This is a genomic window from Bradyrhizobium iriomotense (assembly GCF_030160715.1).
Classification (GTDB): Bacteria; Pseudomonadota; Alphaproteobacteria; order Rhizobiales; family Xanthobacteraceae; genus Bradyrhizobium; species Bradyrhizobium iriomotense.
Genome location: NZ_BSOW01000002.1, coordinates 25,912 through 45,371 on the forward strand (window position 1 = coordinate 25,912; position 19,460 = coordinate 45,371).

The 19,460-nt window shown below is 61.5% G+C and carries 17 protein-coding genes and 2 pseudogenes; 12 read left to right on the forward strand and 7 right to left on the reverse strand.

Going from position 1 to position 19,460, the window contains the following annotated elements; all coding sequences use genetic code 11:
- Positions 1 to 8: 8 nt before the first annotated feature.
- Positions 9 to 1,820 (forward strand): putative bifunctional diguanylate cyclase/phosphodiesterase, encoded by a 1,812-nt coding sequence (locus QQL28_RS02405; protein WP_284260617.1) that lies wholly within the window; start codon positions 9 to 11, stop codon positions 1,818 to 1,820.
- A gap of 28 nt (positions 1,821 to 1,848) precedes the next feature.
- Here QQL28_RS02405 and QQL28_RS02410 read toward each other — a convergent pair whose 3' ends face one another.
- On the reverse strand, positions 1,849 to 3,876 hold the full coding sequence (locus QQL28_RS02410; RefSeq protein WP_284260619.1) for a TonB-dependent receptor: 2,028 nt from the start codon (positions 3,874 to 3,876) through the stop codon (positions 1,849 to 1,851).
- Positions 3,877 to 4,573: 697 nt separating this feature from the next.
- Between QQL28_RS02410 and QQL28_RS02415 the strand changes: the two genes are divergently transcribed.
- The 4 genes and pseudogenes from QQL28_RS02415 to QQL28_RS02430 form a co-directional block, all read left to right on the forward strand.
- Positions 4,574 to 5,884 carry a DUF3422 family protein gene (locus tag QQL28_RS02415; RefSeq protein WP_284260621.1) on the forward strand — a complete coding sequence of 437 codons (1,311 nt, stop codon included), beginning with the start codon at positions 4,574 to 4,576 and terminating at the stop codon, positions 5,882 to 5,884.
- A 444-nt stretch (positions 5,885 to 6,328) separates the two neighbouring features.
- Positions 6,329 to 6,544, forward strand: coding sequence for a helix-turn-helix transcriptional regulator (locus QQL28_RS02420; RefSeq protein ID WP_284260623.1), 216 nt, complete (start codon positions 6,329 to 6,331; stop codon positions 6,542 to 6,544).
- Positions 6,545 to 6,714: 170 nt separating this feature from the next.
- On the forward strand, positions 6,715 to 7,008 hold the full coding sequence (locus tag QQL28_RS02425; RefSeq protein ID WP_284260625.1) for a hypothetical protein: 294 nt from the start codon (positions 6,715 to 6,717) through the stop codon (positions 7,006 to 7,008).
- A gap of 283 nt (positions 7,009 to 7,291) precedes the next feature.
- Positions 7,292 to 7,459: pseudogene (locus tag QQL28_RS02430) on the forward strand (JAB domain-containing protein); the annotation flags it as partial.
- A gap of 72 nt (positions 7,460 to 7,531) precedes the next feature.
- Here the strand turns inward: QQL28_RS02430 and QQL28_RS02435 are convergent.
- The 3 genes from QQL28_RS02435 to QQL28_RS02445 are packed head-to-tail and all read right to left on the reverse strand — an operon-like array spanning position 7,532 to position 11,578.
- The gene (locus QQL28_RS02435) at positions 7,532 to 8,413 is read right to left on the reverse strand and encodes a hypothetical protein (RefSeq protein WP_284260627.1); all 882 of its coding nucleotides are present in this window, start codon (positions 8,411 to 8,413) and stop codon (positions 7,532 to 7,534) included.
- Between the two features lie 13 nt (positions 8,414 to 8,426).
- Positions 8,427 to 9,140: a hypothetical protein gene (locus QQL28_RS02440; RefSeq protein WP_284260628.1), complete on the reverse strand. Its 714-nt coding sequence runs from the start codon at positions 9,138 to 9,140 to the stop codon at positions 8,427 to 8,429.
- A gap of 14 nt (positions 9,141 to 9,154) precedes the next feature.
- Positions 9,155 to 11,578 carry a hypothetical protein gene (locus QQL28_RS02445; RefSeq protein ID WP_284260630.1) on the reverse strand — a complete coding sequence of 808 codons (2,424 nt, stop codon included), beginning with the start codon at positions 11,576 to 11,578 and terminating at the stop codon, positions 9,155 to 9,157.
- 349 nt (positions 11,579 to 11,927) lie between these two features.
- Here QQL28_RS02445 and QQL28_RS02450 point away from each other — a divergent pair.
- Positions 11,928 to 12,056: pseudogene (locus tag QQL28_RS02450) on the forward strand (JAB domain-containing protein); the annotation flags it as partial.
- 32 nt (positions 12,057 to 12,088) lie between these two features.
- Here QQL28_RS02450 and QQL28_RS02455 read toward each other — a convergent pair.
- Positions 12,089 to 12,871, reverse strand: coding sequence for an inositol monophosphatase family protein (locus tag QQL28_RS02455; protein WP_284260632.1), 783 nt, complete (start codon positions 12,869 to 12,871; stop codon positions 12,089 to 12,091).
- 165 nt (positions 12,872 to 13,036) lie between these two features.
- On the opposite strand from QQL28_RS02455, the gene QQL28_RS02460 reads away from it, so the two are divergent.
- From QQL28_RS02460 to QQL28_RS02480, 5 genes are all read left to right on the forward strand, one after another.
- The gene (locus QQL28_RS02460; RefSeq protein ID WP_284260634.1) at positions 13,037 to 14,164 is read left to right on the forward strand and encodes an ABC transporter ATP-binding protein; all 1,128 of its coding nucleotides are present in this window, start codon (positions 13,037 to 13,039) and stop codon (positions 14,162 to 14,164) included.
- Between the two features lie 15 nt (positions 14,165 to 14,179).
- Complete coding sequence (locus QQL28_RS02465) at positions 14,180 to 15,310, forward strand: ABC transporter substrate-binding protein (RefSeq protein WP_284260636.1); 1,131 nt, start codon at positions 14,180 to 14,182, stop codon at positions 15,308 to 15,310.
- Positions 15,311 to 15,321: 11 nt separating this feature from the next.
- On the forward strand, positions 15,322 to 16,152 hold the full coding sequence (locus QQL28_RS02470) for an ABC transporter permease (RefSeq protein WP_431309573.1): 831 nt from the start codon (positions 15,322 to 15,324) through the stop codon (positions 16,150 to 16,152).
- On the forward strand, positions 16,149 to 16,964 hold the full coding sequence (locus QQL28_RS02475) for an ABC transporter permease (protein ID WP_431309566.1): 816 nt from the start codon (positions 16,149 to 16,151) through the stop codon (positions 16,962 to 16,964). Before QQL28_RS02470 ends, QQL28_RS02475 begins: the two co-directional genes overlap by 4 nt.
- Positions 16,965 to 17,210: 246 nt before the next feature.
- The gene (locus tag QQL28_RS02480; protein WP_284260640.1) at positions 17,211 to 17,384 is read left to right on the forward strand and encodes a hypothetical protein; all 174 of its coding nucleotides are present in this window, start codon (positions 17,211 to 17,213) and stop codon (positions 17,382 to 17,384) included.
- Positions 17,385 to 17,518: 134 nt separating this feature from the next.
- Here QQL28_RS02480 and QQL28_RS02485 read toward each other — a convergent pair whose 3' ends face one another.
- Positions 17,519 to 17,821 (reverse strand): YMGG-like glycine zipper-containing protein, encoded by a 303-nt coding sequence (locus QQL28_RS02485; protein ID WP_284260642.1) that lies wholly within the window; start codon positions 17,819 to 17,821, stop codon positions 17,519 to 17,521.
- Between the two features lie 330 nt (positions 17,822 to 18,151).
- Positions 18,152 to 18,526 (reverse strand): caspase family protein, encoded by a 375-nt coding sequence (locus QQL28_RS02490; protein ID WP_284260644.1) that lies wholly within the window; start codon positions 18,524 to 18,526, stop codon positions 18,152 to 18,154.
- A gap of 191 nt (positions 18,527 to 18,717) precedes the next feature.
- Between QQL28_RS02490 and QQL28_RS02495 the strand changes: the two genes are divergently transcribed.
- Positions 18,718 to 19,452, forward strand: coding sequence for a hypothetical protein (locus QQL28_RS02495; protein ID WP_284260646.1), 735 nt, complete (start codon positions 18,718 to 18,720; stop codon positions 19,450 to 19,452).
- The last annotated feature ends 8 nt before the right edge of the window (positions 19,453 to 19,460 follow it).

Consider the following 19,460-nt stretch of genomic DNA (forward strand, 5'->3'; position numbering starts at 1 on the left):
CAGTGCACATGGACCATTCTCGACTCAGCACCATCGCCACGGCGATCACCGGCCCTGTCAGACGGGCACGAAACTGGCTCATGGGTTCGCGCGGTCGCACCACAACGGACGCCTCTCTCAGACAAGGCGAGCGACCCGAGCAGCTCAAGCAGGAGAATGATCGCTTGAGGCGCGAGCTCAAGCGCCTGAGCGACTTCCTCGACACTTCCTCAGACGTCGTCTGGGAAACCGATGATCGGCTGACGATCACAAGCAGCGATTCGGAACTGCAATTGCCGGCCAACCACATCGGCCTCAAGCTGGCCGAAGCCCTCGGCGTGAACCCCCTCTCGAGCCAGCGCTGGATGGACTACCTGCAGAACCTCGCGAGCCGGCGACCTTTTCGCGCCTTCGAGCTTTCGGTACGTCAAGCGGATGGCTGCGAGGCCTGGCTGGAAATCAACGGCAATCCGACCTTTGCAAGAGGTCGATTCCAGGGCTATCGCGGCACATACCGAAATGTGACGCAGCGCAAACTCTACGAAGCGCAGATTGCCTTCTTGGCCAGTCACGACCCGCTCACAAAACTCGCCAACCGGGCACAGTTTCATGACCTGGCCGCGCGTTCGCTGGTCAGCTCGGGCCGACATGATGGCATCGCTGTTCTTTGCCTGGACCTCGACGGCTTCAAAGGTGTCAACGACACGCTGGGGCATGGCCTCGGAGACTTGCTGCTGCTCTCGGTCGCCGACCGACTGCGATCATGCGCGGATCCGACGGATGTCGTCGCGCGCCTTGGCGGTGACGAATTTGCGATACTGCGCGCCGACACGACCGGTCCTGACGACGTTTGCCGGCTGGCGGAAAGGATTCTCGCCTCCATCAGCGAGCCCTACGTGCTGGATGACCATCGGGTCGTCATCGGCATCAGCATAGGCATCAATGTAGCGTCACGGTCCAAAACAAAGATTGACAGCCTGATCAAGAACGCTGACGTCGCTCTTTATCAATCAAAGGCCGATGGTCGGGGCACCTATCGCGTCTTCCACAACGAAATGAACACACGTCTGCAGGAACGGCGTGCCATCGAGGCGGACCTGCGGGCGGCACTGCAGCTGCGTCAGTTCGAGCTCTACTACCAGCCGATCGTGAACATAGCCTCGAAGCAAATTGTCGCCTTCGAGGCGTTGCTTCGCTGGAATCACCCGCAGAAGGGCGTGGTTTCGCCTGCGACGTTCATTCCGGTGGCCGAAGAGACCGGCCTCATTGTGCCGATTGGCGACTGGGTCTTGCAGCAGGCCTGCCGCGACGCGGCCTCATGGTCACACCATATCAAGGTTGCGGTAAATCTCTCACCGGTGCAATTCAAATGCGGGTCGCTGGAAATGTCAGTGACGCGCGCGCTTGCAGGTGCATCTCTGCACGGCTCTCGCCTGGAATTGGAGATTACAGAGAGTATTCTGTTGCAAGATGAGGAAATCACGCGCGGCATTCTGAACAAGTTACGCGTCCTTGGCGTTCAGATCGCCATTGATGATTTCGGAACAGGGTACTCTGCACTAAGCTATCTGAGAAACTTCCCATTGGACAAGATCAAGATCGATCAATCGTTCGTTCAAGATCTGAACCAGAGCGCAAGTGCTGCTGCGATCGTGAAGGCGATCTCAGAGCTGGGCAAGGCCCTCGACATGACAATTGTCGCGGAGGGCGTGGAGACGGCTGAACAACTCACTATTCTTGGGGATCAACGCTGCACGGAAGCGCAGGGATACTATATAGCTCGTCCGCAGCCTGCCGGGAAACTCATGCAAATGCTCAATGATCTGAGCGCGGTCGCTTGACGATAGGGCTTGGGTAGGAATCGCGTCTTCAGAATTGCCCGGTTATCGTCACCCGAAACATCAGTGGCTCGACCGGATGCAGGACATAGTCCATGACGCCGTTCCGACACATGGCGGCGGGCGCGATCTGAGCGGGATAGCAGAGACTATAGAGGGAGTCGGTCTTCAGGAGCGAACCATAGGCATAGGTGATCTGGTTTGTTTTGCTGTTGAAAAGGTTGAGCACGTCGAGCTGGATACGCCAGCCGTTGTCGACGCGGTAGCCGAGGCGCCCGTTGAAAATGCTGGTCGGCTGTGAGCGGAACGCGTTGTCCTCCGTCAGCGGGCTCGAGGTGAGATAGCGCCAGCGCAGGCCGCCGAACCACCCGGTCTTCTCGCCGAGCGTGATGCCGGCGGACGCCACCATAGCCGGCGCGTTCGGAATATAGTTGCCGGGGGCGTTGCCTATCTGCGCTTCGGGAACGCCTGCAAGCGACGCATAGACCGCGGCCTGGTCGCTGTCGTAGCCGAGAAAGCGCGCGTGCGTCACCGCGAGATCGGCATCGATGTCGATCCAGGATCTTGGACGGTAATGGTTGGTCCACTCAAAACCGTAGCGACGACTCGGCCGGCTCGCCGAGGTATCCCCGGCATCACCATTGAAGACGATCTCCGAATCCTGGTCGAGAATGAAGATGCTGAGCGAAGTGTCGAGACCGGGGATGATCCTGCTGCGGAGGCCGACCTCGGCGCCCTTGGTGCGCACCAGGAGTGGCGACGGCGTGAGCTTCGTCGTCGGATCGACCGGATCCTCGGTCGTCGTCGCGCCGCGCGCGTCATTAGAGTGCATGCCGTAGCCTGCGCCCAGGAAAAACTCGGTCTTATTGAACGGGCCAAGCGCAAGCGTGAATTTGGGGCTACCGATCGCGGCGTTGGCATGCCCGGAATTGTTCGCGTTGAACAACGACGTGACATCGGCCGCATAGTAATCGCCGCGCCAGCCGACAGTCGTCCTGAGCCAATCGGTCCAGTGGACCATGGCCTGGGCGTAGAGGCCGACACTACCCTCGCCGACCTTGTCGCTGCGGATGTTGGCGAGGAAGCTGCGCTGGAAGGTGTCGGTCAGCGCGAGATCGATGGCGTCGTAACGCGATTGTAGGCCGAAAGTAGTCTGCATCGGCAGCCCCGCGAACGAGCCGTTCAGCGTCCGCGCGATGTTGGCGCCCGCCATCAGCCGGTCGTCGTGCTGGTGAAACTGGTCGCCGAGCACGGGATTGCTGAGGAAATAGGTGAAATTGTTGAAGAGGTCGAGCTCGCTCTTCACGACATAGGCATTTGCCTTCCAGGATCCCCTGTCATCGCTCTGCGCCACACGTGCCGAGAGCGCAAAGCGGTTCGTATTGCCGCCGTCGCTTGGGTCTTCTGCACTAAACCGGCCGAGCGCTCCGCTCGTGATCGCGCGCTGCGGCACCTGGTCGGTCGAATTCCATTTGTTGGCATAGGCCATCCCGGTCACCGAGACGCCGTCAGTCGCCGTACCCTGGCTATAGCGCACGAGCCCGTTCAGTTTCCGCGCATTGTCCGGATTGTCCCAGGGGCCATTGTAGGTGCCGGCCTCGCCGGCAATGAGCAGCGATCCATCGCCAAGCTTCACCGAATCCATGCCCAGCAAGCGACGATAGCCGAAGCTGCCGGCGGTCATCTGCGCGAGCCCCTTCACGGTGCGGTCGGTCAGGCCGAGATGCACGCTGCCGACTGATGAGAAGTCGCCTTCATCGGCAAAGTAAGGCCCCTTGCGCACGTCCATCGCGCTGATGGTTTCCGGGATCAGCCAGTTGAGATCGGCGTAGCCCTGGCCATGCGCATGCGTGCGCATGTTGACGGGAACGTCGTCGACATAGATCGCAAGATCGGTGCCGTGATCGAGATTATAACCGCGCAGAAAATACTGGTTGGCTTTACCCTCGCCGGAGTGCTGGGTCACGATCAGTCCCGGCACCACTTCGAGCACTTCACCGGCGCGCGTTACGGGGCGCGCGTTGAGGTCTTCGCCCGACACGGTAATCTGGCTCGCCATGCTCGGCGCCGTGGCCGGGCCGGAGGCGATGTCGCGCGTATGAGATCCCGTGCCAACGCCCGGATGCAGCACAATTTGGGTGTGCGTGGGCGCCGGTTTCTTCGCGCGGTGCGGCCTGACCTGATGCTTTTGCTGCACCCTCTCGTTGCGAGTCACTTGGATTGCCGGCAGCTCATGAACACCTTGAGCCGATTCGGCAACGGCGCCGTCCGGGTCCGCAAAGACAATGCAAGCGCCCAGCAGCGCAGGAACGCAACGCCCGCAAGGGCAGACGATTCGGCCAAGTCGCGCGGACCGCTGGAGCGGCCTGCGCTGTTGCCTCTCCCGAACCTCGATGTAGGCTCGCCTATACACCGATCCCGCCCAGTCACGTTTCAAATTACGACGTCAATACCGATACAGTGCAAAGCAAGTAAGCAGCCATGTTGCCCGGCCACCGCTCTTCGCTGTGTTCTATCAGCTGATACAGCCGGTGTGAGAATGTCAATAACTCCTCATACTGAGAACGGACACGCCTATCCAGCATTGCAAACTCAGTTTGCAACTTGAAGAAACAGCTTGATCCAGTAGCGGTCTGGTTTATCTCGCGGCTTCTTAAAGCGACCGGCGTTGCAAACCTACATAGCAAGATCAATCCCTATTCCGATCCTCGGCGAACGCTGATACGGAAGACGACCACGTCAAATGGATTTGATCGGTGAGCGAAACCATTGTTGAGGCACCTTTGGTCGAGACAATCTGCCCATTACACCCCCTCCGGTCTGCAATCCTAAACGAATTGCACGCTCGGCCATTTGCGGCCATCTCAGTGCCCAGTCGGATCCTTCACTTCGGTTTTCTCACGAACGAGGTTGAGGCGAAGTTGGATCGCCAGCGGCTCTCGGAATTCTTCCTATCACGCGGCTTGTCTGTTCCCACGGCTTCTGAACGGCACTTCAGGGTTATGCTTGATGACGTTGTGCTACGCTGGGAGCAACACTCTGAATTCACCACATACACCTGGGAAATCCCGCACCACACGACAGGCACGCCGTTTCAGACTGGCGCGTCATGTCTTCCGTTGTCTGTTCGTCTCGTACCATCAGCAGGAGAGCTTTTGGTTGCCGTCGATCTCGAAGTGGTGAATTCGGCGGACGGCTTGCCATGGGAAAGGTTGTTTGACCGCTCAAGTCTTGCCGGCGCTGCCACTGAGGACGGAACGGCCATTTACGCGACGGACTTCAGAGTCACCGCCCAAGGATTTGTGCGAATTTTGGTGTTGGACCAAGGCCTCGACGGCGACAGCGCCGGCGCGCTCGTGCAAAGGCTGCTCGAAATCGAGACCTATCGCACTCTTGCACTACTTGGGTTGCCGACAGCGCAGCGAATATTGCCTTCGATGAGCGCAATCGAGCGGCGTCTCGTCGAGGTAACGACTGCGATGAGAGACAGGCACGATTTGGACAGCAATCGCCGTTTGCTGGAGGAGTTGACGGCGCTTGCCGCGGACCTCGAAGCAGATGCTGCGGCGAGCGTCTTTCGTTTTGGAGCGACGCGCGCTTACTACAAGATTGTCGAGCAGAGACTACGGACTGTTGGGGAAACGCGTCTTCCTGGTGTGCCGCCTTGGTCATCTTTCCTGGCGAGGCGAATGGGGCCTGCGGTACGGACTTGTGCTGCGACAGAGTTGAGGCAAAGTACCTTATCATTAAAGCTCTCTCGCGCAGCCGACTTATTGAGAACGCGCGTCGACGTCGAGCTACAAAAGCAGAACCAGGACCTGCTAAAATCAATGAATGCACGCACACGCATGCAGTTGCGGTTGCAGACCACCGTAGAGGGGCTATCAGTCGCTGCCATTACGTATTATGTGGTCGGCCTTTTTGGATATTTTGTGAAGGCCGCGCACGAGATCGGCCAAGTTTGGCTTGAGCCGACTTATGCTACGGCGGGTTTCATTCCGGTCGCAAGCCTGCTGATATGGCTGACCGTCCGACGCATTCGAAAGCATCACGTCCAGGAAGAGTAACAATGTCCGCGCGCGACGCCGCCTATCTTCCAAAATCCGGGCCTGACGCGGTGTTCATGCTTATTGAACTGATCGGCCTCACGGACGTCTTTGTAGCAAGATGCCGAAGCACCGGTCTCGTGGCGAAAAACAGCCGTCGATCGGGCAGGACTTAGGAGCTGAAACGGCTGATTTGGCTCGCGCAACGATCCAATCATTTGCTCTCAAACGTCGCACCAGCTTCGCTAACTTTCGATACATCGTGAACCTGGGGCCGAGAGGCGCAAGTATTTTTGCTACGATCCGTCACGCCATCTTGCGACTATCAACGAAGGTCGACGCGCTAACTCGTCCGCGTTTGACGCGAGCTATGTGGGGTCATCGAGAATATCGTTTTCTTCCGTCATTCTGGCTGTCAACATCTCTACCGTGACGTCTCGTGCGGCGGAGTGATGGAGAAGAAGAATGACTGACGCCAAATTCCTTACCGCCGAGGAAGTGTCTGCACGATACCGTGGCGAGGTCACAGTGGGCACGCTGCGGAATTGGCGCGCGATGCGAACAGGGCCTGCATACATCAAGATCGGAAAAGCCGTCTTATACCCATTGGACGAGCTTGACGCGTGGGATAGAAAAAACCTTGTAGCTTGTAGTGCATCAAAAAGGCTGGGTGTGAGCTAGCGTTTAGGACAATTCCCGAGCATACGATCCAGGATAAGCTTGCGCCCAAATTGCTGGACGATCCGTGCGATAGCATTAATCTTCAGGTTTTGTTTTGAAAGCCGAGCGCAGGGGCCGACCTGCGCTGCCCATATGTACGACGTGCACGTTGCTTAGTTCGATTGAGGAATGTGACTTTTCAGCTCTCGATACTTAAGATTCTCGCCGGTCAACCGCATGGTCGAGCCACTCTCGCTGTCCTGAAGGATTACCTAGCGGTGCTCTTCACCAGCGGTCCGGAGTGGACGGCTCGTATGAAGCGCTTGGCAAAGCGGGCGCCAGATCTCGATATTTTCGGACAGAAGCTGATCACGCGTGAATCCGGCGAGTGGATCATAACGGAAGAGGGCCGAGCCTATCTTGCTTTGCTGGAAGAGGAAGCCGTACTGGGCCGCTCAGGAGAGAGCGCTCGAAAAGACTATTGAGAAGCTTCTTGTAAATAAGCTTCCAGAGCTTCCCGCGGCGCCGCAATGGTAGTCGTGGACATGGCCGCCGAAAGCTACCGAGGTCGCGCAAAGGTTGGCCAGCCTAATCGTTCTGCGAAGCTGGATCCGTGCTGCAACGTGATCGTCGCATCTCGTGAGGACCGCTGCGTGACATCTCGGGTTTATCACGATCAGCAACTAGGAACGAACCCCAATCACATACCCCTCTCCAACTTAGGATATCGCTAAAGGTTTGCTTCTAAAAGAGTTTCTTCCTCCAGGTATGTTGATCCACAATCACCCGAGCGGCGATCCCTCGCCCTCGCAGGCCGACATCCAGATGACCAAGGCCATCATCGAGATCGCAAAACCACTCGGCATTGCCGTGCACGATCACATTATTGTTGGCAAGAACGGGCATGCGAGCCTGCGCGGGATGCGGCTGATTTAGCTGTGAGCCTTCAGGGGGCCTCCACTCGGACCTGACCCGTCGCGCCCGGTGCGACGCAGGTCCCGTGCAGGATCACGGACCGAGCTCGCCCAGCAGGTCGTTGACGAGGTCGAGCATTCGGCGTTCGTCGACCGGCCACGGCCATTGCTCGATGCGGATGCCCTGAACGCCCAGGCGATTCAGCTCTCCGGTGGTGAAATCGCGCGGCTTCACGGCGATGAAGCGTGTCCCGAAACCCGACGACGTTGCCGAAGGGACGCCACCAACGACGTTGGGAGGGAGGTAGCGGGTCTTCGTCACCTGGCCCGACGTGGTCCTTTCCACGTCCATCCCTTCGCCGAGGGCGCGATAGATGTCCCACAAATGCTGACCGAAATCAGCGCCCTTGTGCTCCACAAGGTCCTTCGTGTTGGAGATCGACTTGGACTCGACGATCGCCATGATCCAGATGCGCCCATCCGGATGCTGGCTCACGATCATCCAGTCGGCAAGTTCCCTGCCATTGGGTGTCCTCACGCCGCTGACGATCTCCGGCTTCTGCCATCCCTTCGTCTTTGCCGCGAGGACTGCCATCTCGTCGTACAGCTTTGCGAACTCATCCATGCCCTGCACGAAACGTTCGACGATCACGCCCCGGATCGCCTTGACGTCCTCCTTGTTGCCCCGGTTGATCAGCCGGGCGATAGCTTCGTTCCATTCCTGCCGGCTCAGTTTGCCGATGAACGGGTACTTCTTGATGAACTTTACGTAGAGCTCGCCCGCACGCTCATCGATCGCACTCATGACGCGAATGACTTCGCCGTCGAGTTCCAGCGCCGTCTTGACGGCCAGCTTGGCCACGCGAACCCAGCGCCGGCGGATGATCTTGCCGTATCGCATCAGCAGCACTTCGACCTCGGACCGGGCCGCGCGTGTTCTGACAGCACGGCGGGCGATCTTCCAATCGAATGTCACGGGTGATCTCCGCTCAGGGGGCGACGCCGGCCAGATCCTTGATCTGGCTGGCGCTGAGCTCGAGATTTGCAGCGAGCTCGGCGAGACTAAGCTCGGGCGGCTCGATGATCCCCCGCGCGAACTCGATCAATGCTTCCCCGACGAACGTCCCGAGAAGCTGGCCTTGCTCCGGGAGCGGCGCCAGCAGAAACTTCTGCATCCAGCCGGATGCGTCGTCCAACACGGAGATCATGAGGTCTTCCGCCAGCAGTCCCAGCAGGTCGGTGAAATGCTCAGCCGCGGCTGCCGTATTGATGGCGTCCAGCATCATCATCGGCGCGGCCAGGCCGTGGATCAGGTCCAGGCGTTCGAGAGCGTCCCGGACCTGCAGCGAAAGACCGGCTGGCGTCTTTGGCTCGAACGGCCCGCGGAAGAATTCATACAGACTGATGCCACCGGCCAGGGCCAGCTGCACGGCGCCATCGGCCTTGATGAAGGCGACCAGGCTCGTGAGCACGTTCTGCAGGTCGTCGCGCCATACCCTCAGGCGCGCGCCGCAGCCATCAAGAAAGCCACCGCAGAATCGAACTACGAAGCCGGCCGCCGCCGCGGGGTCCGCCAACGCATCGACCAGACGCCGGGCCATCACATCGTTGGGATTCTCCTCGAGCAGAATGGTCGCGAAGCGCCGCAGCTGAAAGGAAAGACGGCCCTCGCCGTACCATGGCAGCATCTGTGGGGTCGACACCCGCCTTCCTCCGGTCAGGTTTGCGGATCGCTGGACTTGTCCATCAGCCACATCTGGAGGCTGGTCGTCACAGTCCCCGCGCCGGCGGCGTTGACCGTGTTGCGGAGCGCATTGTCCACCTTCTGACGCTCGATCTCTTGGGCACGCAGCGCCGTGGCGTCGTCGAGCCGCTGACGCGAGTCGTCGTCGGCCGCAATCGTCGTGGACTGCAACACTTCGATATGCGTGCCATCGGTCGGAACCGTTTCCTCCCACGAGCCCATGCAAACGAAGGGCTGACTTGTCGTCGGGCATTCGCCCTCCGTGCTGGAGGGCGTTATCACGACCTCGGTAGCGCTCCCGAAGGACGTTTGGCGGTATTGGTTCAGCTGGCCCGTGACATCGTCGATATATTTTGCGAGCGCGGCGTTCGGAGCGTTGCCCTGGCTAACCTGATAGATCGCCTTGATCGCCTCGGCCTCGGAGCCGACCCGAACCGGCAGAAAGAGTCGCGCCCAGCTGGCGTTGACGAAATGGGTCGGGTCCAGCGAGGGTTCGCGCAGGCCGGTGCCGTTCCACCACGCCGGATAAAGCTTGAGGCTGGCCTGCGACCAGTCGAAAAGGCGCTCCCATCTATCGATCTCGTCGATATGGTCGCGGGTCGTCGAGGGAAACATCTGGGTGATGACAACACCGAAGGCTTCGTAGACCGGGTTGAGCCGTGCAAGCTCCGACTGCCTGATCGCATCCCAGTCGCTCTGCGCCTTGGCCAAAGCAGCGGCCTTGATCTGGGAATCCTGCGACTGCCAGGCGTCGTCCGCGGTCTTCCACGCAGCGAGTTTCTGGTTGTAGTCGTCGGCGGCTTGGACGTTGCTGGGTATGAAGCGCGCGGAGACCTGGAACGACGCCGTGCCAGTCGCGTCGAGATGGGGCGTCGGAGGGAACGTGCTGAAATCGACCCAGAGACGGTCGACCGCACCGACATGGACGATGCATTTCATACCCGTACCGTCGTTGCTGGGCATCCGGACTTCTGCAGCGGCCGGCCGCGATCCGCTGAACGCCAACACGACGCTGGAGCTCACGAAAGCCGCATCGCCATCCCAGACGTAGCCCGCCGGCGCAGCGATGGTGACGTCGTAGTCGTAACTCTGGCTGCCGTTGAACCAATCGAAGTGGTTGGCGTCCATCACCGTCGAGGCGACGACGGGGGGTGCGGCTGCCGGCGGGTCGGGCGGCACAGGTCGGGGGCCGGCCGAGGCCTTGCTGGCTGCGGCGAACAGCGCGTCCCTCATTGCCAGAATCCGCGCCCAGAACGGCCCAGCCGGGTCGCGGATGGCCGGTGCCCAGCAGAGCCTGACGCCATAGCGCTCCTGGCTGAGCCGCAGGCGCTTGAGGATCTTGAAATACATCAGGTCGATGGGCGTATACGCGTTGGGATTGCGAATGACGCGCTTGGACGACGTCTCGAATTTGTTGACGGTGGAAACGGTGAAGGTGATCTTGTGCTGGGTTCGATATTTCGCTGCGACCTTGGTGCTGGCCGAGTAGGTGTTCTTGACCGATGTTGTGCTCGTGATGCGATCGCCATTGTCGACTGAATTGGAGTTGTTGGGCCCCATGGACACATTGACCCCGTCGATGTCCGCACCGACATGCGCGGCATTGGACTCGCTGTCCTTGGCCAGCCGCGACAGCTCCTGGTTGAGGCTTTGGGAGAGTTCTCCGGTCAAAGTCGAGGACAATTCGAGGTCAAGAGTCGCTTCCTGGTCCTGCAAATCCTCCAGGCTCGTCTGGCGCTCCGAGTAGGTCTTCTGCTCGAGAGTCACCTCCTCGCCAGGCGCAAGGCTAAGGGAGTAGAGAAACTCGCCCACGGCAAAACCGATCGGCCGTATCCTCGTACGGTCGAGATAGAGAAAACCGATCTCGTTGGAGAGCAGCATCGCCAGCTGCTGCTCGGGCGTTACCAGGCTCGGCCGCTTCGGTGCGACAGGGCCAGTGCTTCCGGCCGCCGGGCCGGTGGACAGCAGCAGCTGCTGGCTGGCCTCTTGGATGCGCTGCAGGCCCGGCAGCAACGCTGCATTCTCACCGCCTTGATCGTGCCGCCGCAGCTGCTGGGTCAGGGCCTCAATTTCGCGATTGACCTGTAGCGCTGCACTCCGTTGAGCCGCGGGCAATCCCCCGCCCGGCTGCGATGGCTTAGCGACAATCGCTGCCACGGCAGTGGCATAGTCCAGCGTTTCCTTGTGATCCTTCAGCACCGTCTGGCGCACGATTTCCGGCATGAGCGCAGCGGCCATTCCCACATAGGTCGACCGGTAACCGGGCAGCAGCACGGCGGGCCCTTCGGGCGCATACGCGACAAAGTGGTTCATCCGGACGAAGCGATCGGCGGGCGCGGCGCTGGTGTCGAGTACGGACGAGGCAATATTGAAGGGCTTGGGCGATTGAATGGACATGAATCGCTCCTGCGGCCGCCCAATCGATGCGCGGACTGATTATGAGCCAGAGAAAATCATCATCATCGCCTAGCGATCTTCGGGGCTTTCGAGGCCTCCCTTTTCCACGGCTCTCATTTCCGAGGAAAGGACCAATGGATTAGCGCTAAAGCGGCACCTCATCTTAAACATCTTAAGATGGCATGCAATACATTTATCAACCATCGGCCGAGGCACCTCGTGAGGGGAGATTTGCGTGGCGCAGATCAGATGTCTCCATTGGGGAGCCGTTCATACTGCGGGCGCAACAGCGGTCCGGCCTGCGGAAACTTTCCTGGAAACAATTCGATGGACCGATTGACGTGTTTCTGCACAATCCGACATCCAGATGACCAGGGCCATGATCGACATCGCCAAGCCGCTCGGCATTGCCGTGCACGACCACATCATCGTGGGCAAGAGCGGGCATGCGAGCCTGCGCGGTATGAAGCTGGTCTAATGCGCGATGAGATTGGGATGAAGCGTCGCGCTTCAGGAAATTGCCGTGATCTCACGCAGCTGCGGAGCAAGCGCGGGCGTGGAGCAGAGGATTGGGTTTCCTTTGCTGATGCCGTCGCCGGCGAAGAAATCGCTGATTGAGGCGCCCGCCTCACCGGCGATGACGATGCCGGCCGCGACGTCCCAGGCATTGATGTGCAACTCGGCATAGGCGTCGGTGCGCCCGTTCGCGACATGGCAGAGCCCGAGCGTGCCCGAGCCGGAGCGCTTCACCGAGCAGCCAGCGGCGTAGCTGCGCTGCAGGATGGCAAGGTAGCGCTCATAGGGAATGCGGGTCGACCAGCCGAGCTCGATCGTGGCGCGCGTGAGGTCCTCGGTGCCCGAGACGGCGATCGGCCGCCCGTTCAGCGTCGCGCCCTGTCCGCGCCGGGCGACATAGAGCTCGTCCAGCGCGGGTGCGGCCACGATCCCGATCGTGGGGATGCGGTTCAGCAGGAATCCGATCGAGATGCACCAGTTGCGGTCGGCGCGGGCGAAGTTCGAGGTGCCATCGATCGGATCGATGATCCAGACCGCATCGCTCGCTGCACCGCCGCCCTCCTCGCCGATCACCGTGTCGGTCGGGAAGAGCACGGCCAGCCGCTGGCGCAGGAAGTCCTCGACGGCTCCGTCGGCAACGGTCAGCCAGTCCTGGGCGCCTTTCATGCTGACGCCGAGGCTTTCCTGCTTGCCGAAATAGTCGAGCGCCATGCGTCCGGCCTCGGCGACAAGGCCCTGGACGGCATGGCGTCGCAATTCGAGTTCTGCCGGCGTCATCGGCCGACAGCCCCGAGGGCGGCAGGCTTGCGGATGCGGGCGAAGTCGGCGTCGGCAGGCATGGTTTCACAAATCTGTTGCATGAGCACGCTACGGATCGTTACGTTTATTCCAAGCCGGTCGCGGAATGGAAGAGCAAATCCATTCTGGCAAAATCAGAGCGGCATGGAGGGACGGATCGTGCAGGCGGAAACGCAGGGCGTGTCGTGCGCCGGCGCGGCTATCCAGGTGCGCGACCTGCATGTCGCCTATGGCGGCACCCCAGTCCTGCACGGCGTCAGCCTAGACTTTGCTCCCGGCACCTTCACCGCCCTCCTGGGCTCTTCCGGCTGCGGCAAGACCACCCTTCTGCGCTCGTTGTGCGGCTTCGTGCCGGTGCGCTCCGGCTCGATCGTGGTCGGAGACCGCGACGTCGCTCTGCTGCCACCGGAGAAGCGCGGCATGGCGATGGTGTTTCAGTCCTACGCGCTGTGGCCGCACATGACCGTGCTGCAGAACATCGGCTATGGGCTGAAGCTGCGGGGCACCGCCAAGACCGAGATCACCGCCAAGGTGGCTTCGCTGCTCGCGATGCTGGGCCTCAGCGGCTACGAGGAGCGCAAGGTCACGGCGCTGTCCGGCGGGCAGCGCCAGCGCGTCGCGCTCGGCCGGGCGCTGGCGGTCGACCCCGGCATCCTGCTGCTCGACGAGCCGCTGTCCAATCTCGACGCCAAGATCCGGATGACGATGCGCCACGAGATCCGCGCGATCCAGCAGCGGCTCGGCGTCACCGCCATCCATGTCACGCATGATCGCGAGGAAGCCATGACCATGGCGGACCGGCTCGTCATCATGCAGGCGGGGCGAATCGCCCAGATCGGCACGCCCGAGGAGGTCTACGACCGGCCGGCGAGCGCCTTCGTCGCCAATTTCATGGGTGCGGAGAACGTCCTGCCCGTACATGTCGCGCGCAGCGCGGACGGAACGGCCGTCAGCGCCGGCGCCGCGGTCGCCCGGCTCGCGGACCACGATGCCACCGCGCTGCCCGCGGGCGAGGCCGTAGCCTATTTCCGCGACGATGCCGCAAGTCTCGACGCGCCCGACGCGGCGCCGCAGGGCGATCTCCTCGTGCCCGGACGCATCGCCGCGCGCAGCTATCCCGGCGGCCTCTATCGCTATCGCGTCGAGGCGGCCGGCCGGCAGATCACGATCGACGACACGGCACGACATGAACCGGGCGCTGCCGTCGGCCTGCGCATCCCGGTGCGACGCCTTCACATTTTCCCGGCAACTGAAGCCGCCACCGCTGCCTGACACGGAGCCAGACCCATGCGCATTTTCCCGATAGCCTTTTCCCTCGCGGCGCTGCTCGCAGCCTCGCCTCTCGCCGCACAGACCCTCAATGTCGCCTCGGCCGGCGACCAGAACATGGTCGACTACGTCAAGGACTATCTCGGCCCGTTGTTCGAGAAGAGCCATCCCGGCGTGAAGGTGATCTCCGTCGGCACCGGCCCCGGCGATGCCGGCTCCCAGAAGATCTACGAGAAGCTCGACGCCCAGAAGGCCGCCGCGACCACCGACTTCGACGTCGTGGTGATCCACCAGAAGGCCGCCGGGACGATGGTGAAGGAAGGGCTGCTCGCGAAATACACGGACAAGGTCGACACGGCAAAGCTGGTTTCCAGCGAGACCGCCAAGAACGCGCTCGGCGCCGACGTCTCGGGCTACGTCATCCCGATGTTCCAGTCGCAGACGGCGCTCGCCTACAATGCCGACATGCTCAAGAACCCGCCGGACAACTTCGCCGAGCTGAAGGAGTGGGCGAAGAAGAACCCGAAGCAGTTCGGCTACAATGGCATCAAGGGTGGCATGTCCGGCGTGGCTTTCGTCGCCGGCTGGGTCTATGCCTTCGGCGGCGACGCCGGCAAGCTGATCCAGGGACCGTATGATCCGGCCGAGAAGGCCAAGTGGGACACAGCTTTCAGCGAGCTGAAGGACTTCAACAAGAACGTCGTCATCACGCCCGGCAATGCCGGCACGCTCGACATGCTCAACCGCGGCGAGATCGCGATGGGACCGGTCTGGGTCGACATGTTCTATTCCTGGCAGGCTGACGGCAAGCTGCCGCCCAACATGAAGCTCAAGCTCGCCTCGCCCGGCATGCTCGGCCAGCCGATGTACTACGCCGTGCCGGAGAAGGCGACGCAGCGGAAGCTGGCGGAGGAGTTCATCGCGCTCGCCACCAGCCCGCAGGTCCAGGCAGACGGCATCGTCAAGAAGTTCAACTGGTATCCGGGCATCGACGCCAAGAACCTCGAAGGCAAGCTCGACAAGGCGGCCTGGGACAAGCTCTTCACCGACATCACCCCGACCGACCTGTCCAAGAACGCAAAACCCTTCCCGATCGCGCCCTACTTCAACGACATCCTCGAGGGCTACGAGAAGAAGGTCGCGAACTGAGGGCCATGAGCCTGTCGCAACGCCAGCTCGCCTTGCTGCTGATCGCGCCGGGCCTCGCGCTCGTCGCGGCGCTGTTCCTCTATCCGCTTCTCTTCTCTCTCGCCTCGGCCTTCACCGACCCTAAGGGCGGGTTCTCCTTGCAGGCCTTCGGCAAGGCCTTCGAGCTCTATTCCGGCGACATCCTCTTCACGATTGTCATCGTGGTGAGCTCCTGTGCGCTGACGGCGCTGGCGGCGATCGCCATCGCCGGCACGCTGACGCTCGGCGAGAATCCGTGGATCGTCGGAACGCTGCGCGCCCTCTATCGCTGGCCCCTGTTCATTCCCTTCATCGTGGCCGCGCAGTGCATGCGCACCTTCCTCGCCAAGAACGGGCTGATGAACAACAGCTTCGTCTCGCTCGGACTGATGGAGCCGCTGCAGGCGGTGAGCTATCTCGACTGGCGCGGGATCATCATCACCTTCGTGTGGAAGCAGACCCCGTTCGTCGCGCTGCTGCTGGCCGGCGCGCTGGCTGCGCTCGACCGGGCAACGCTGGAGGCCGGGCGCAATCTCGGCGCTTCGCGGCTCAGGGTTCTGCTCGAGCTGGCGCTACCGCAGGTGATGCCGACGCTGCTCGTTGCACTCGTCCTCTCCTTCGTGACGATGCTCTCGGTGCTGTCGGTGCCGATGATGGTGGCCGGCTCGCAGCCGACTATGCTGACCGTCGACATGGCCTTCCGCATCAACGCCTATGGCGACTATGCCACGGCCAATGCGCTCGGCGTCATCACCTACCTGATCAGCGCCGGTGCTGCGATCCTCTACCTCCGGCACGGCATGGCGAAGGAGAGCGCGCCGTGAGCCGCATCGCCTCCTTGCTGCGCGCCTCGCTGGCGGGCATCGTTCTCGCCGCCTTCGCCTTCGCGTTGATCGGCCCGCTCGCCAATCTGGTGCTGTGGTCGGTGGCCGAGCGTTGGTACACGCCCTACAAGCTGCCGGTCACCTACGGCACCCGGTACTGGGAGCAGGTCTTTCGCCCGACCGGCGATGCCATGGCCTCGCTCGGGACCTCGGTCTCGATTGCGGTGCTGACGGTCGTCGTCGCGCTCGCGCTCTCCGTCCCGGCGGGCTACGCGCTGGCGCGCCTGAAGCTGCCGGTGCGCGCGCTGTTCATGATCGTGTTTCTGCTGCCCCAGGCCTTTCCCTCGGTGGCGATCTACATCAACGTGGCGCGGATCTTCTATAATCTCGGCATCAACGGCACGGTGCTCGGCGTCGTCCTGGTCCACGCCGCCCATGGCCTGGTCTATTCCGTGTGGATCGCGGCCGCGGCCTTCGCGGCGGTCGACAGGGATCTCGAACTCGCGGCCCGCAACATCGGCGCCTCGCCGCTGCGCACCTTCTTCACGGTGACGCTCCCCCTGGCTGCGCCCGGTGTCATCGCGAGCGGCATCTTCGTCTTCCTGGAATCACTGGATGAGTTCACCGGCACGTTCTTCGTCGGCGTTCCGCAAGTCACGACGCTGCCGCTTCTGCTCTACAATGCGGCGATGGGCGGAAACTACCAGGTCGCCTCGATCACAGCGCTGATCCTCCTGGTACCATCCGTGCTCTTTATGTTGTTCATCGAGCGCTTTCTGCGCGCAGACGTTCTGGCGAAGGTCGGGGCATAGCGCGCTCGCGTGCGGATCGAAGCTAGAGCATGATCCGGAAAAGTGCGAAGCGGTTTTCCGCAAAGATCATGCTCAAACAACAATCCAAAGCGCGATGACGATTCATCCCAATCTCATCGCGCTTTAGTCAGGAACGGACTCGTCGAACGTGAGCTAAGACCACTCCTGTTTACCATTTGTTAACTCTCCGCTTCGTGCTGCGGGGTATGTGTGTCACACTCATTCATCATCGAAGAGAGGGGATCGATGGTGAATCAGACAATCGAGCGCATGTGGAGCACGGGCCTGTCGTTGCTGAGCCCGGGTTACATGATCGACCGGCTTCTGGACCAGATCGAGAAAATGAGCCCAATGATGTTGCCTGCTCCGGTCGACATGCAGGCATACCGGCAGAGACGCGTCGAAACGCGCTTCGACTAAAGCGCGATGAGATTGGGATGAATCGTCATCGCGCTTTAGGTTGTTGTTTGCGCATGATCTTTCCGGAAAACCGCTTCACACTTTTCCGGATCATGCTCTAGCGACGCCGGCATCGGATCGAACCAGGTCGCAGTTCAGTAGCAGTATCTGGGATCCACGCGCACATAGGCGCCATCGGGGCGCTGCATGTAGCAGCCGCGCTGATAGGCGTAGTAGCCGGAGCGGCGGCGCTCGCCTTCGGCGGCGATGGCCGCGCCCGTACCGGCGCCGACGATCGCACCAACCGCGGCACCGCGGCTGCCGCCGACCGCACCGCCGAGGATCGCGCCGCCGACGCCGCCGATGATGGCGCCGCCAATGGCATCCTGCGCCGTCGCCTCATGTACCGGGGCCAGCATCGCAACCGCCAGGCAGGCCATTCCAAGTCCTCGAAGCATCTCAATCCTCCAGTGTGACGTGGCCCTTCATATCGTTGGCGGCGGATTCGGGCCAGCGCAATCACGCACTTTCAGGCGTGAGGCGCCACGCGATGTCGCCATGGTCTCAGATTTGGCGGGCGTCGGTCATACCGGCTGTGGCGAGGTCATTTGGTCAGGCGCACCCGCCCGCCGTCACGGCGCGATCCGGCGCTGGCGCATACCCGTCAACCGACCGCGTCCCGCTCGATCTTTCGCAGTCGCACAAAGGCCGCCCGTGCCTTCGGATATTCCTTATCCTTGGGATCGATCGTCAGCAGCGTGCGGCACGCCTGATGCGGGATCCCGCCCTCAAGGCTCGATCCATCGTTGCACGGCTTCCGCCGTATCCGCCGGATTGGTGTTGAAGCAGATCGCAGTGTTCGGCGCGAGCTGGTGCACGAGATTGAGCACCTTCTCGAACAGTAGCAGGCGCTCCTTCGGCTCGCGCAGGCCGGCGCCGATCACCACACAGTCAAAGCTCGCCTCGCGCAGGGCTGACGCGACCACGGCCTCCGCGGTCTCGTCGAGATCGATCAGGCAGCTCGTGACGTCATAGCCGAGATCGGTGAGGCGGAGGAGCTGCGCGTCGATATGGCTGCGCACGAGCTCGGGTGCGAGCTGCGGGAACGCGCTGTAATCCGCGCTGCCTGGCTCGATGCCGATCGCGAGCACACGTTTGGCCATCGCAAAATCCCATCGCAATCGTGACCGTTGTGGCAACGGCGATTCCGCCCGGCTTGTTCCCGGAGTCCGAACGGCCGGCGGGATCGGTCCACGTGCTTGACAGGCCGAAGTCACACTACCTATAGTGTTATGTTTTTATTTCTACTACCTTTTCCACTTCGTATTTTCGAAAACATTTTTGGAGAAAGCACATGGTCATCAGAGCCGCTGCATTCAATCAGGGACAATTCCCGACGATCGCCTTCGTCAATCTGGCCAAGACCCCGCTGGGCGTCGATCTCACCAAGCTGGTCGCAGCCCTGGCCAAGCAGCTCCAGCGCGACTTCGTTCCGATCTGGGGATATCCGGCCAAGCTCTATGTCGCCAAGAAGGCGAAGGCCGGCGAATGGCAGGTCGTCTTTCTCGACGACGCCGACGAAGCAGATGCGCTGGGCTATCACGACCTCACCAAGAACGGTCAGCCGGTCTCGAAAGTGTTCGTCAAGACCACGATCGCCGCGGGCGAGAAGGTCAGCGTGACGGCCTCGCACGAGCTGCTGGAGATGCTGATCGATCCCGGCGCCCAGCTCTGGGCCCAGAGCGACGACGGCAAGTTCTACGCCTACGAGATGTGCGACGCGGTCGAGGAGGAGATCTATTCGATCGACGGAATCGAAGTCAGCGATTTCGTGCATCCGGCCTTCTTCGAATCCTGGCACAAGCCGGGACCGGCGCAGTTCGACCATCTCAAGATGGTCAAGCGTCCGTTCCAGACCCTGAAGAACGGCTATCAGATCGTGAGCAACGGGACATCCGCCCACGAGATCTACGGCTCACGTGCGAAGGAACGCCACTTCCAACATTTCGAGGTGCGGACGATGCACCGGAGCGAGTACCGCAAGGACATCATGGCAAAAGCAGCGCGCCGGCCCAAAGCCGCTGCGTAGCCGCGTTC

Bases quoted from the DNA above. Each gene is read 5' to 3' on its own strand.
- QQL28_RS02405 (WP_284260617.1), top strand. From the start codon at position 9: ATGGACCATTCTCGACTCAGCACCATCGCCACGGCGATCACCGGCCCT.
- QQL28_RS02410 (WP_284260619.1), bottom strand. From the start codon at position 3,876: ATGGCGAGCCAGATTACCGTGTCGGGCGAAGACCTCAACGCGCGCCCC.
- QQL28_RS02420 (WP_284260623.1), top strand. From the start codon at position 6,329: ATGACTGACGCCAAATTCCTTACCGCCGAGGAAGTGTCTGCACGATAC.
- QQL28_RS02445 (WP_284260630.1), bottom strand. From the start codon at position 11,578: ATGTCCATTCAATCGCCCAAGCCCTTCAATATTGCCTCGTCCGTACTC.
- QQL28_RS02455 (WP_284260632.1), bottom strand. From the start codon at position 12,871: ATGACGCCGGCAGAACTCGAATTGCGACGCCATGCCGTCCAGGGCCTT.
- QQL28_RS02460 (WP_284260634.1), top strand. From the start codon at position 13,037: ATGGAGGGACGGATCGTGCAGGCGGAAACGCAGGGCGTGTCGTGCGCC.
- QQL28_RS02465 (WP_284260636.1), top strand. From the start codon at position 14,180: ATGCGCATTTTCCCGATAGCCTTTTCCCTCGCGGCGCTGCTCGCAGCC.
- QQL28_RS02480 (WP_284260640.1), top strand. From the start codon at position 17,211: ATGGTGAATCAGACAATCGAGCGCATGTGGAGCACGGGCCTGTCGTTG.
- QQL28_RS02485 (WP_284260642.1), bottom strand. From the start codon at position 17,821: ATGCTTCGAGGACTTGGAATGGCCTGCCTGGCGGTTGCGATGCTGGCC.
- QQL28_RS02490 (WP_284260644.1), bottom strand. From the start codon at position 18,526: ATGGCCAAACGTGTGCTCGCGATCGGCATCGAGCCAGGCAGCGCGGAT.
- QQL28_RS02495 (WP_284260646.1), top strand. From the start codon at position 18,718: ATGGTCATCAGAGCCGCTGCATTCAATCAGGGACAATTCCCGACGATC.